Genomic DNA, 12,898 nt, shown 5'->3' with positions numbered 1-12,898 from the left:
CCAAAACCCACCTGACAGCGCACGTGTTGTAACATTTTCGGCCATTCGGCCTGAATGAAATCAGTTGCTTATCGGTTTTGCTGTTGAACTTGGGCTCCCCACAACAAGGGAACAGGTCAGTTTGCAACGATCACCGTTTACCTCCTGCACTGAGTCCAGCCCAAGTCACAAGGTCGCGAATAGAGGGGCTGCGTGCAATCTGGCAACGGAATTAAGGGCGGATTCCTTTCATTCACTGCAATGGCGAGGTGAATATCTGAGTAAACTGAGAGCCGACACTAAGGTTTGGCCGATACCGGTCTGCGCTCTACAATGCCGCATGAGTGCACCGAGCACGAGCTGGACGGAGCGCGCTCAACTTATGATGCTGTTCGAGAACTTATCTTTCCAACGGACATTGGGCATTAGGGAACTGTCCGCTTCGGAGAAACTGCGATGCAAGGAAGAATACGCGGTGAATGGCCGGTCGGAGCCGTCTTTGACGGCGACACGGTTCACGCTACGGCTCAAAATAGTTCTTGGCCATCGTCCTCACGGCCTGACTCGCGACGGTCAAGCAGTTTGGGCGAAAATGGATGACAAGCTTCGAAGAAGCAGCGTATGCTGGTGGGTGTCAAAGTCGGGAGTGCGAGCGTCGCCGCAATCAACGATCAAGAGGCATGGATTTCTGCCCACTGATGGAATTGCAGTGATCCCGTTGTTGCCACCGCGCTTCTGGACCGGCTCTTGCATTGTGTAGTGGTGGTTCAGATCGAAGGCGCCAGTTACCGCCTGCGCCATCATGTCAAACTGATACCGGAACAGGCCGCCTCACAATCTCGGCATCCGGGTCGTTCAAGCGGAGATGAACGACCACGGCTCTTCAGTTGGTCCCGACGAAATGGGCCAGCTTGCCTAGGGTCTGCAGCCCCAGTTCTACCGCACCGAAACCTTTGGCGTCCTGATACGCGGCAGCCGTGCTGAACACCATACCAAGCGTCACTTCGGTGGTCCCGTCGGCTTCCTCGAACGAAACCCAGGCATCGGCGTGCTTCGGCCCGTTCTCGCCCCACAGCAGCGTGTATCCGATCCGCTCTTCGGTCCGGAACTCCCGATAAAGGTGGTGGTTAGGGAAAACCGTTCCATCCAGCGCGATCATGTCGAAGACCCATTCACCGCCCGGGCGCAGATCAATTCTCTGGGTGCGGCAGCTGAACCCGTCCGGTCCCCACCACTGGGGCAGCGCTTCCGGATTTGCCCAGGCCTGCCACACCACTTGTCGGGGAGCCTGGATCCTGCGCCGCAGCACCATTGTCCGCTCGGCCACATCCGCCAGATTGTCCAGACCCGCCCCGAAACCTTGCCGGTAGTCTGCCTCCATGTCGCCCGCCCCAGACGAAAGTTGAACCGTCAGCATCAACCGGCTGCCGTCATCTGTGCTCGCGAAATCTGCCGTGACCAGTGCTGCCGATCGCGTCACGTCACCAGACGAGATCACCTCGTAGTTCACGCTGCGCTCCGTGGTGCTGAGGTCCAGCCAGCCGCATTCACAGCGGATGTCGGGCTGGCCTTCGACCTTGCATAGTGAGATCTCGCGTCCGCCCACCTTCGTGTCGGCTTCGAGAAACTCAACCGTCACCACGGGCGAGGGCGCGGCCCAGAGCGACCGGGCGTCGGGCGCGGTCCAGGCCTGCCACAGCGTCTCAACCGGCACGGCCACGTCGCGTTCGAAGGTCAGTGTCGCGATACGGCTGATCATTTCATCAGGCCTTGCGCATAGCTCTCCAGTTGCGTGGCCACCGTGCCCCAGCCATCAAAGAAGCCCATGTCCTCATGCGACTTACGGGATCCGGGATTTCGGTGGCGGGCAATGGCCGTATAGGTCGTATTGCCACCCGGGGCATCCGCCAGCAGCAGGATCGCAGTCATGAAAGGTTCGGGCGCAGGCTTCCAGCCTTCGGTATAGGCGTCGGTGAACACGAGCTTCTCCTTCGGCACCACGTCCAGATAGACGCCGTGATTGTCCACCGCGTTTCCGTCCACCTCGAAGGTCGTGTTGAACCGCCCGCCAACCCGAAGATCGATATCCACCGCCGTCACCTTGTGCGGCGCGGGAACGAAGAAGTTCGGAATATGCTTCGGATCAGTCCAGCATTCCCAGATCAGCTGCCGCGGTGCGTTCAGCGTGCGGGTAAAACTCAGGTCGGTGTTCGCATCCAGATCAAGTTTCATTTTGCGCGTTCCTCCATCAACTTCATGACATAGTCATCCATCCGGTCGAGCCTGGCTTCCCAAATCTCCCGCTGTTCATCGAGCCATGTCCGCACCGGAGCGAGCGCCTCGGGAGCGATGGCGCAAGACCGCACGCGCCCGTCCTTCGACGTGGTGATGAGGCCCGCATTCTCCAGCACGGACAGATGTCGCATCACGGTGGGCAGCCGCAGCCCCGTGGGCTTGGCGAGCTCGCTTACCGGCGCCGGCCCCTCGGCCAGGCGTGTCAGGATCGTCCGCCGGGTCGGATCGGCCAGCGCGTGAAAGAGGCGTGAAAGGTCGGGTTCATGCTTAGCCATATGGCTAACTAACATTCCGCCATCAATGTGGCAAGAGTAAACTTCGTCACCCGGCTAAGTTTTATTCATAGCCTTCGCCGTGCTCAGACACGGCATGCTGATGGCAACGATTTGTCAGAAACCCGCAAACCCACCGAGCGCCGCTCCTCAAATGTTGCCCAATGCACGAACGCCAGTCTTGGGAAACCACATTGCAGCACCGGCTACCTGACCAATGTCCGGAGAGGGCCGTTATATCCGAGCAGAGTTATACGTCTCGGAAACGTTGAAACCCATCTCAGTGAACGGATATGGGCGGCAAGATGTCATCGGTATCAAGTTCGAGCGCGCTGCGCCAAAGCGGGGTCTTGAACACATGACATACGTGCTTGCCAGTGCCGTCTTCGCGGGTCTCGCTCAACAATCCCGCCCATTCGAGCGGTCGCAGCACGCAAGATGAGAATGCGGCCATCTCGCGCCACCCAACGGTGTGCCAATCTTCTGGAACACCGTAGAGGGTTTCGAACAAGGCAGCCTCGGTCGTGCCATGATCGGCCTCCACGTTGATCACGTTCACCCAGACGTCCCATTTTCCGAAAGGGCAGTCATCGAAGCGTGCGTAAGAAGCGTGATCAATCTGGAGGACAAAATATGGGATCAACTCGGCAAAGAGGCGGCCAGGGGATTGGGCTAGATCTGCACCACGTTTGGTCAACCGAAACTCGCCCTTATAGTGGCGTCCCAAGCGCAGGGAAATTAGCAGGAAATGCAGAACTTCGAGCGGGGAAAACTCAAATTCGTTGATCACCTTCTTGTAGCGGAACATCTCTTCTGCGTCGCGCCCCGGCCAGTCGAAATGCGCGACGGCCCAATGGACGAAGACGCGCTTGAAGGCCTTGGTTTTAGTCAGACCGATTGATCCGCGCTCCTGTGCATATTGCAGGGTCAGGAGCGCGCCCCGAAGCAACGGAGAATGCACAAGGTCGGGATGGTCATCAGCGAGGGTGCGGAATTCGATCATGTCAGGATCTTGCCACAGGCTGGGCCGCAGTTCCATGATGTCCGCACAGTCTGACTTCACCAGCCACGAGATTTTGCTCGTGCCTAGCATGGCTTTTTCGATGAGCAGCACTGAGGCTTGACGGCTTATCTCGGAAGGGCAGTTGTGGGCCGTCCTTTCTCCTCTTCTTCATCAGGAGCACCGTCACGGCTATCTGACTGCTGCGCATGGCGCGCGCCGACCTTACCACGCTCCCATACATGATCCTCGCTCCGACCAAATCGTCGTAAGGTTCCTCTCCCGCCAATCCATCATCCATGCTGACAAAGCGCCTCACCACGTCTCGATATTACGGTCCCTCAGCACGCCCGACACGTGATTGGTGTGAAGGACGACTGCACGGCGCTCTGGGGTGGTGCATGACTACGATCCGCATGTCTCGACGAAGTGACGATGCGCCAGTATGGGGGCGTCTCTAACGCCCTGCTCTCGGGATTCCGTTTTGCCGTTTCTGCTTGTTCTATTGGCATTTCTGGTCGAAATCGTTTAACTCAATGTCCAGAAAAACACCATTTCTTACTGGTTTTGTCAACTTAGGGTAAACTTAGCGACAACCTTTCATGCCCATTTCAGGCAATTTCAGGTGCAGTTCCCCGCAGTTGGCGATCCAAAGGTTTCCCACTATTTCCATCAGGTAAACCTTTGGCAACCTTGTGGACGCCATCAAATGGGATCCGGCGAGGGACGGATGCACAGCCATTCCTCGCAGGGGGTTCACGCCCATTTCTCCTATGCGCGCCCGGCTCACAGATACGCCGCAGGAGCTGCACGCGCCTATCAGTCATTGGCGAGCCATTCCTCAATAGGTTTCAGAGACACATCGGCCTTTGCATCTATGCCATCGCAACTCCATACTTTCAGTAAAGCGACCAGTAGCCGCGCAGACATAGTCTCAATCCGCTTTGCCGTAAAAAAGGAGCAGCCATGCCGTTTCAAAATCGTGTCGCCCCCACAGGCGCACTTCACGCGGTCTCATCAAAAGGAACGCTGATGGGCAACCGCGGTATCCTCCACGATGAAGAGGGCAATATTGCCCGGAACCATGCGCACCAGAACTGGGTCACATGCGCACTGCACTACAAGGACCGCAAACAAGTGTTGATGGCACCCGGACGTTATACCCAGCTTTTCTTCCTCGACGAAGTGACCGCGCTGAGTGCTGGGCACCGGCCCTGCGCAACATGTCGACGCGATCGCTACAGGTCATTCATTGATGCTTGGTGTCAGGTGCATGGACGCCCTGGGGGCCGACGTTCCGTGCCACAGTCGATTGATAAGATTCTGCATGCCGCACGCATTTCTCGAAATGGTGAAAAAGTTACATTTCGCGCCAACCCTGCCGATCTTCCGGATGGCAGCATCTTTGTCGGTGACGAGACCCCCATACTTCTCTGGAACGGCCAGTTCCTAAGGTGGAGCTTCTCGGGCTATCATACCGCCCAAGGCCCACGATCGGAGGAGGTGAGTGTCCTTACGCCAAAGCCCCTCATCGACCTGTATTCGGCGGGCTGGACCCCCGAAGTGCAAGTATGAGGGTCGTGGTTTGGACACTGGGTTGCTTCCTACTGAGGCAGCTTCACGAGACCGCATGCGGAAGTTGCGTATCACGTCAGCCAGACGGCGCACGCTACAGCAACAGCATTTCGTATCGGCGAGAGAGACAAGCCTGACCGGATTAATCGGGTTGCCCTGTTTCACACCTTCGCATTTCTTCGTGGGATCCGGCGAGGCGCGGCAGTCAAGCCATTCCTCACCGAGCCCCCGTTTATCATGCTCCCTATGCCCTCTTGGTCTCGCATACCCGCCGCAGCAATTGCACGCGGCGCAAGGTCAGCTTCAAGTCGCTGCCCCTGCTGATCTGACGCAAGAACCCCAGCCAGGCGCGCTCATTCGCTGTGAGGACTTCTATCCGCTCCATCTCGCTCACCGCCCGAAAATCGCGTTGATCGCCGCCTGCGACCGGCTGGTCATGCGCGGATCGCTGTTGTCAGAGGCGTCGCGGATTGCCTTGATCCAAGTTATCTCGTTTTCGGTGATGGGTTCGCCAAAAATCTCTATCACTGCAGCAGCGGCGGTCCGGCCGATCGCTTGCTCCAAAGCAAGCCGCATAAGATAGGCCGGGTCACACTCCAGCGCGCGCGCCAAGCCCGGAATGCGGTCGAGCGCTGCTTTGGACTTTCCCTGTTTGATCATAGTGACCATGTTCGCATTTACGAAACCAGCCTGCGCGGCGATCTCGGTCTGTGTTTTCTTGGTTCTCAACTCTAAAATGCGGCGCTCGACAAACTGCGCCAACTGGGTGTCTTCGTGCGGTTTCTTGGTCATCTCTGGATCTCTCTCAATCTGATGCACAGCACATGCTGCTGAATTGATTATAGAAATTCTGCTATGGGGCTGTTCGGCAGGACGAAAAAACCCAAGATGTTCCATCCCCTTGGCTTGATGGAACATGACCCGAATGTGATTTGGAGAAAGTCGGACGTCAGAGTGATGTGGGGGAGCTCATGCGGAGTGCGTCAGCCTGCCGCATTGGTCCTCGGCGCTTCGTTCTAATTTCTGAACAAGGAAACCGCCAAAGAGGGAAAACGTGAAATGTTTAAAGGTTTAGGAATTTCAATTGGTATCATTTGCGCAGGAATGCTGGGACTACCTGCGCTTATACTCGCCGCTCTTTGACGCGGCTGACGGCGGAAAGAGTGGCATCATCATTGTCGCCGTGACAACAGCTCCTGATTGCGACAGCTCAGTTCGGATGTGCCGTTACGATGGTGTGTATTCTATCGTTTTCAAAGCCCACTGTGAAGTTTTTGGTCGGGCAGATCGGACAGGTCGGACAAGAAGATTACGGCATACTGCTGGATTAGGGTTGTCCGACTTGCCCGACATAAGAGCGGTCCCTGACGTGGTTCCGACGCGAATGAACTCAACTCACGGAAGTTCATATGGGGGCAGCCGATTGATTGCATTGATCTTGGTAGCCAGTGTCACATCGCCGTAATCATCTCCAGCCGTTTTGGCGGCGTGGCCTTGAATCGCATCCAGAACTCGATCTTGGATCCCGATCTCGCGACCGACTGTTTTGAACCTGTGACGCCAGCCGTGAGAGGGCTGGACGCCTTCTGGCACAAGATTTTCCTCCCTGAGCCAGTCGCCAAGACGATTTGCGAGCTTCTTGGCATAGGCTTGATATTTCATTGGGTCTTTAGCGGTGTGGAAGATAGGACCGCTTTTGATCGTGTGCAAATAGTCAAGAAAGCCGAGGTCTATGACCTGAGGATGCATCGGAACGTCGCGCCACTGACCTGTTTTCGTGCCCCCAGCTTCAGGCGTAATTCTGATCGTCACACCGTCATCGGTCTCGCGAATATCTTCGCGACGCAGCTGGGTGATCTCAGCAACGCGCGCGCCTGTGAATGCGCACAGCCAAGGCACCCACCTTTTAGCCGCCGTGACTTTTTCTCCTTCCATAACCTGCCCAAAGTGGGAAACTTTGGGTTGATAGCGGCAAACGGCGCTAAGCAGCTTATTTGCTTCCAACGACGTAAACCCACGTTCTCGATTGTGAATTGATTTTCGTGATGCCAGTCGAACACCCACCGCTGGGCTGTCTTTAATCCTGTCTTGCTCGGTGGCCCATCTGAACAAGCTACGGATCGTCGGCAGATAGACTTTGCTGATCGTAGAAGGGTGCTTTTCCTTTAGGATATTTTCGAGCCAATCCAACACGTTCCGCTTTGTAATCCTAGCCGCATCGTCATGGTGCAGAAACTTGATAAGGCTTTTGATGGCCAGTTCTTGCCTGCGTCCGCCATCTTTCATGTATCCGAGTCTTTGGCGAGCTTGCACATAGTCTGCCCAAAGGCCCTTGATGCTGACAGCCGCAGGCGTGCTTTGTGGAGGCTGTGCGTTCACGATGATCGGCGCGGTAGGGGTGCCAGTGAAATCCCCTTCGTCGCGCTCTGCGACTCTTGCCAGCGCCTCAAGCTCTGCGGTGCAAAGGGAACGGGCGATCACGCGCCACTCATCACTACCGGGCGCTGCATCAAGATTTCCAGCGGCACGGAAACGCTCGATCTGCCACCCCACTAGATCGGCCAGCTCTGCATTATCAACGTCACCGGCTATCGCCGCGCGCAGCCGCTGCACCAAAAGATCATCAATGCCCACCGCTGGCCATCGCCGATCATTGCGCAGCACGTCATCAAAGGCCAGCCGCTGCATGTAATGACTGTGGGCGATCTGGTCGGGTGCAAGGGGATAGCGCGCCGGGCCGGTCTGCGGTCGCCCTGCCCCGACCTTCTGTTCGGCAAGGCCAATCTGGTGTTGAAGCTGCGCCACCGCGCCGGGCAGTAACTTGAGTGCTTGGCGGTAGTCACCACCCAAGGGCGTGCGCAGCTCGGTCTTGCCAATGATTCCGCGTAGGTCTTTCGGCACTACCAGCCGGGCATGATAGCGCCCGTCGCGGTTCACCAAATTTCTCACCCTGCCAGCCATGACGATTGCCCGTTGTAACCAAATTTGTAACGACAAAACGGGCAAATCGCTTTGCCTGCAAGGGTTTTGTTTGTTTTCAGTGGACTAGGGGGAGTTAGGGTGAGAGGCTGGACAACGACCCAAGCGGGGCTCGTTACGGCTGCTTCCTTCCGGACCTGACCGGGTTGGCGAGGTGCCTGCCCGCGCCAACCTCTCAGGGGTGCATATAGGCCGATGGTTCGAGATGTGCAAGAGTTGGCTGCTCTGTGGATAGAGGCAGGCTGAGACGCAGAAAGCCCGCGTGGGTGAGGCCAAGATCTGTGGCACCCATAGCGGTGATGTCCTCTGGATGGCCGCGCAAACCGGGGCCGGTTTCCACCGTCACGGTGGTTCCGGGTAGCGGAGCAAAGCGCCATGTGGGACGGGCATCGGGCGTGATATGCCGCCGCATCGCGATATGATCCGCCAGGAGATCACGCACCGGGCGGTTGTCCGAGTAGATCAATCCCTGCGCCGCGAGAGGTGCGAATGGTCCACCTCCGTGGGCGCGGTAGCTGTTTGTGGCGATGATAAAGAACGCGTCGTCCCGGAGGGGGTGGCCCGCATAACGCAGATCCTGGATGCGCGTGGCGTCGGGATGACTCTGCGCGCCGCTCATGGTGTAGCGGGCGGGTTGGCTGAGGTCGATGGAATAGCTGAGTCCGTCTATCACATCGAAATCATGCCCCGGAACCGCAGGATCGAGAAGCGGCTGGTTTGACAGGCCGGGGATGATCTGGTGATAGCAGATCGCAGCGCGTTCCAGCCAGTCGCGCAGATCGGCCCCGGTCACGAGCAGACCGCAGAGCGTATTGGGGAAGCCGTAAAGATCGGCGACGTTGCGCAGGCGCAGCGGGCCTGCGGGGATATCGGTGAAATGTGCGGGGCCACCCCGGCCACCGGTCTTGAACGGGGCCGTGGCGGACAAGAGTGGCAGGTCGGCATAGGGGCCACCCGCAAGGGCAGACGCAAGCGCGTGGCGTTGTGCGTCATTCACCAGTTGCAGGGAGGGATCGTTGCGCAGCAGAGCAAGATAGCTATGGAGCGGCGCGTCAGTCTGGCCGATGGCGCGCGCGGTGAGGGTGAGGGTCCGGGCATGCGCCGTTTCAAGCAGCGTGCAGAGCGCGGGGCAGGGGGCGGCGGCGGCGCTGGGCAGGAGTAGTGTTTGATGCGAGGTCACGCGCCAAGAACCGGCGGTGTCGCGGGTCAGTGTCAGATCAAGCTGGCCCAGATGGTCGCCGCGAAATCCAGCCATGAGGCAGGGTGTATCGTGCAGGGTGCCGCGAACGGAATCCACCCGGTCAATATCGTGATGCTCCGGACCTGGAAAGCTCTTGTGGCTGTGGCCCGCAAGCAGAGCGTCAATGCCGGGCAGGCGCGCGAGCGCCCGCGCGGCGTTCTCCATCATCGGGTGGTCGGGGCCTGGGTCGATGCCGGTATGGGCCAGCACGACCACAATGTCGGCTCCGGCGGATCGCAGCGCAGGCAGCCAAGCGCGGGCGCTCTCGACCATGTCGCGCGCCTCGATCCGGGACGACAGGCGGGCGTAATCCCAGGTCATAATTTGTGGCGGCACGAGGCCAAGAATGCCGACGCGCAGAGTGTGCGCATGCCCGGTCTCGTCGCGCATCTGTCGGGAGAGCAGGAGATAGGGCGGCAAAAGTGTGGTGTCCTCGGTCGGGATGTTGCCGCGCCGGGTGAGCACATTGCAGCAGGTCAGCGGAAAGCGGGCCTCTTCCAGGGTTTCCATGAGCCAATCGAGGCCAAAGTTGAATTCGTGATTGCCGAGCGTGCCCGCGTCATAGCCGATCTGGTTCATCGCGGCGATCACCGGGTGAGGGCTCTGCGCGCCGTGGTCCTGATGTACGGTGAGATCCGTGAGCGGTGTGCCCTGGAGGAAGTCGCCATTATCGAACAGCAGACAGTTGTCCGCGCCGAGTTCGGACCGGGCGTGGCGGATCAGCGTGGCAAGGCGCGCCAGACCCCAAGGGCGGTCGGATCGGTTGGTGTAGTAGTCGAAGGGAAGGATATGGCCGTGGACATCCGTTGTCTGCAAGAGCCGCAAGCGCAGCGGTGCGTCGCGGGACGGATGGGGGGGAACTTGAGTGGTACACTCGGTCAAATTGTGAACGCTCTGCTGCCGGGTTCGTCGCCCAGCGTTTCTTGATTTTGAACTCTATCTACAGGTTACACCTACATAATATGCCATGGGCTTGGGGAGCGTTGCATGTCGGATCATAGCGATCAATACACTATTAGTTGTAAAATGTGATTTACCCGCGTTTTCTGCCGCTTGGGGCTTGTTTTGCGGTTGAGGGCATTGTGTACAAGCGGCAGACAGGGGAGATGGGCATGCGGAACGCGGAGAGCGTGACATTCGGCGGATCGGGGCTTGATCGCGCGGATGAGATGCGCGGAGACGAGGCGGCGATTGCCACGGCACTGGCCGAGGGTCGCGCACGGTCGATCGTGCTCTGGCGGGGGAAGCCGCTGTTGCGGGCAGACACGCTGGATGCGGTCATCGACCTTGCGCCGGATCATCCGGTTCTGGCGCGCTACAAGGTGCCGCCGATCCTTTTGGGGCGTGACGAGAGCGGCGACCTGATCCTTGCCCATGATATTTCCGCCTGGGTGCCGCCGGGGCTGGAACCTGATCAACTCGATACGTTTCTTGATGCCAGCGAACAGGTGCATCCCGATCTGCCGGACGGCACCGCCTTTGCCGAGTTGCGGCGGGTGATGACCCGGCTCAGCCCGCGCGATGCCGAAGTGGCGGCCACCGCCAAGGCGGTGTTCGGCTGGCATGTGACGCACCGGTTCTGCGCGCGGTGCGGCAAGGAAAGCCGGATGATCCGGGCCGGGTGGCAGCGGGCGTGCGATCATTGTGGCGGGCAGCATTTTCCGCGCACTGATCCGGTGGTGATCATGTTGATAACGCGGGGCAATTCGGTCCTTATGGGGCGGTCTCCGGGTTGGCCCGAGGGGATGTATTCGCTCTTGGCCGGGTTCATCGAGCCGGGCGAGACCATCGAAGCGGCGGTGCGTCGTGAGGTCTGGGAAGAGGCCGGGATCGAGGTGGGGCGGGTCAGTTATCTGGCAAGTCAACCTTGGCCTTTCCCAGCCTCGTTGATGTTTGGCTGTCGGGGTGAGGCCCTGAGCGACAAGATCACCATTGATCCCAAAGAGATCGAGGACGCGCTCTGGATGAGCCGTGAGGATATTCTGGCGGCCTTTGCCGGGGAACATCCGTTCCTGTTGCCCGCGCGCAAGGGGGCGATTGCGCATTTCCTGCTCGAGAACTGGCTTGCCGACTGTCTGGATTGACGCGACAATGGCGCCGGGCACAAAGCGATAACAAAGGTCAAGGGGCAGTCTGGGGATGCAGTTTAGCGGTAAGGAAGATATCGAGGCTCCGATCGAGCGGGTGTTTGAGGAAATCACCGACTTTCAGACATTCGAGCGGTCCGCATTGCGGCGGGGCGCGGATGTCAAGCGGACGGACAGTCTGCGCGCGCCGGGCGTTGGTATGAGCTGGCATGCAGCGTTCAAGCTGCGCGGCAAGCAGCGCAAGGTTGATGTGAGCGTGGCCGACTACGATCCGCCGAACGGGATCACTCTTGGGTTGATGTCGGCGTCGATCGAGGGGCAGATGATTGCGGAACTGGTGGCGCTGTCGCGCGGCCGAACGCGGATGACCGTGACGCTGGTTCTCCAGCCGCGCAGTCTGGCGGCGCGGTTGATGATGCAATCGCTCCGGTTGGCGCGGGGCAACCTGACCAAGCGGTTCAAGGTTCGTCTGGCGGAATACGCGATGGACGTCGAAGAGCGTTACAAGCGGACGGCCTGACGGCGATCACTCGGTGTCGTGCCTGCGCGGATCTGCTGGGTACACACCGAGAATTGTGATGTCCGATGTAAAGTAATCCAGTTCATCCAGAGCACGCGCAACGGATGGGTCATCGGGATGGCCTTCGATGTCGGCGTAGAATTGTGTCGCGGTGAACGACCCGCTGACCATGTAGCTCTCAAGTTTGGTCATATTGACGCCGTTTGTGGCAAAGCCGCCCATCGCCTTGTAGAGCGCGGCGGGGATGTTACGCACTTGAAAGACGAAGGTCGTCATCATCCCATCATCGCCGCGCCGTGAGAAATCGGGTTCGCGCGCCATCACAAGAAAGCGGGTGGTGTTGTTGCCCTGATCTTCGATGTGCTGAGCAATCACGTCGAGACCGTAGATTTCGCCGGCCAGTTCGCTGGCCAGCGCCGCCAATTCCGGCTGCCCGGCCTCAGCGACATGACGAGCGGAGCCTGCGGTATCGGCGCCGGTGATGCGGTGGATGCCGTGTCGTTCCAGAAAGGCGCGGCATTGGCCCAAGAGCATGGTATGGCTCATCGCGCTCTCGATTTCATCGAGTCGGACACCGGGCAGAGCCAAAAGGTTGATATGCACCCTCACAAAGGCCTCGGCCACGATATGCAGTCCCGATTCGGGCAAGAGGTGGTGAATGTCGGCGACCCGGCCAAAGGTAGAGTTTTCGACCGGCAGCATGGCCAGATCGGCCTGACCCTCGCGCACTGCTGCAATTGCGTCCTCGAAGGTGCGGCAGGGCAGCGCCTCCATGTTGGGATAGGTCTCGGCGCAGGCCTGATGCGAGTAGGCGCCGGGTTCTCCCTGAAAGGCGATGCGGTTGGTCATCTGCGTTTTTCCGTGTTTTTGGCCCGGTCGGGCGTTTGGTCGCGGAAACTACACCTTGCGCGCCGGTAGGGGAAGCGGATAGATACGCGGCCAACGACGGAT

General features: G+C 59.0%; 11 protein-coding genes, 1 other RNA gene and 1 pseudogene. 4 read left to right on the top strand and 9 right to left on the bottom strand.

Going from position 1 to position 12,898, the window contains the following annotated elements:
• Positions 1-699: 699 nt before the first annotated feature.
• A pseudogene (locus ACSSVY_RS17615) lies at positions 700-963 on the top strand (ATP-binding protein); the annotation flags it as partial.
• On the opposite strand, the gene ACSSVY_RS17610 reads toward ACSSVY_RS17615, so the two are convergent.
• The 4 genes from ACSSVY_RS17610 to ACSSVY_RS17595 form a co-directional block, all read right to left on the bottom strand.
• On the bottom strand, positions 863-1,738 hold the full coding sequence (locus tag ACSSVY_RS17610; protein WP_454270934.1) for an SRPBCC family protein: 876 nt from the start codon (positions 1,736-1,738) through the stop codon (positions 863-865). The pseudogene ACSSVY_RS17615 and the gene ACSSVY_RS17610 sit on opposite strands and share 101 nt — an antisense overlap.
• Positions 1,735-2,211, bottom strand: coding sequence for an SRPBCC family protein (locus tag ACSSVY_RS17605; RefSeq protein ID WP_454270932.1), 477 nt, complete (start codon positions 2,209-2,211; stop codon positions 1,735-1,737). The genes ACSSVY_RS17610 and ACSSVY_RS17605 overlap by 4 nt, the downstream gene beginning before the upstream one ends.
• The gene (locus ACSSVY_RS17600; protein WP_454270930.1) at positions 2,208-2,549 is read right to left on the bottom strand and encodes an ArsR/SmtB family transcription factor; all 342 of its coding nucleotides are present in this window, start codon (positions 2,547-2,549) and stop codon (positions 2,208-2,210) included. Before ACSSVY_RS17600 ends, ACSSVY_RS17605 begins: the two co-directional genes overlap by 4 nt.
• Positions 2,550-2,826: 277 nt before the next feature.
• Positions 2,827-3,549, bottom strand: a complete 723-nt coding sequence (locus ACSSVY_RS17595) for a hypothetical protein (RefSeq protein ID WP_454270942.1) — start codon at positions 3,547-3,549, stop codon at positions 2,827-2,829.
• Positions 3,550-4,512: 963 nt separating this feature from the next.
• On the opposite strand from ACSSVY_RS17595, the gene ACSSVY_RS17590 reads away from it, so the two are divergent.
• A complete protein-coding gene (locus tag ACSSVY_RS17590) occupies positions 4,513-5,121 on the top strand; it encodes a hypothetical protein (protein ID WP_454270928.1) in 609 nt (202 codons plus the stop codon).
• A gap of 390 nt (positions 5,122-5,511) precedes the next feature.
• On the opposite strand, the gene ACSSVY_RS17585 is transcribed toward ACSSVY_RS17590, so the two are convergent.
• From ACSSVY_RS17585 to ACSSVY_RS17570, 4 genes are all read right to left on the bottom strand, one after another.
• Positions 5,512-5,913: a helix-turn-helix domain-containing protein gene (locus ACSSVY_RS17585; RefSeq protein ID WP_454270940.1), complete on the bottom strand. Its 402-nt coding sequence runs from the start codon at positions 5,911-5,913 to the stop codon at positions 5,512-5,514.
• Positions 5,914-6,516: 603 nt separating this feature from the next.
• Positions 6,517-8,127: a DUF6538 domain-containing protein gene (locus tag ACSSVY_RS17580; RefSeq protein WP_454270926.1), complete on the bottom strand. Its 1,611-nt coding sequence runs from the start codon at positions 8,125-8,127 to the stop codon at positions 6,517-6,519.
• Positions 8,128-8,180: 53 nt separating this feature from the next.
• Positions 8,181-8,277, bottom strand: an RNA gene (gene ffs, locus ACSSVY_RS17575) — signal recognition particle sRNA small type.
• Positions 8,276-10,222 (bottom strand): bifunctional 2',3'-cyclic-nucleotide 2'-phosphodiesterase/3'-nucleotidase, encoded by a 1,947-nt coding sequence (locus tag ACSSVY_RS17570; RefSeq protein WP_454270924.1) that lies wholly within the window; start codon positions 10,220-10,222, stop codon positions 8,276-8,278. The genes ffs and ACSSVY_RS17570 overlap by 2 nt, the downstream gene beginning before the upstream one ends.
• Positions 10,223-10,452: 230 nt before the next feature.
• Here ACSSVY_RS17570 and nudC point away from each other — a divergent pair, with 230 nt between their 5' ends.
• Both nudC and ACSSVY_RS17560 read left to right on the top strand, forming a co-directional pair.
• Positions 10,453-11,424, top strand: a complete 972-nt coding sequence (gene nudC / locus ACSSVY_RS17565) for an NAD(+) diphosphatase (RefSeq protein WP_454270922.1) — start codon at positions 10,453-10,455, stop codon at positions 11,422-11,424.
• A 55-nt stretch (positions 11,425-11,479) separates the two neighbouring features.
• On the top strand, positions 11,480-11,947 hold the full coding sequence (locus ACSSVY_RS17560; protein ID WP_454270921.1) for an SRPBCC family protein: 468 nt from the start codon (positions 11,480-11,482) through the stop codon (positions 11,945-11,947).
• A 6-nt stretch (positions 11,948-11,953) separates the two neighbouring features.
• Here the strand turns inward: ACSSVY_RS17560 and ACSSVY_RS17555 are convergent, their stop codons facing one another.
• Positions 11,954-12,796, bottom strand: coding sequence for a prephenate dehydratase (locus tag ACSSVY_RS17555; RefSeq protein ID WP_009817276.1), 843 nt, complete (start codon positions 12,794-12,796; stop codon positions 11,954-11,956).
• Positions 12,797-12,898: the final 102 nt, after the last annotated feature.

The sequence above is a fragment of the Roseovarius sp. MBR-51 genome (assembly GCF_053628575.1).
This window is presented reverse-complemented; position numbering and strand designations above follow the sequence as displayed.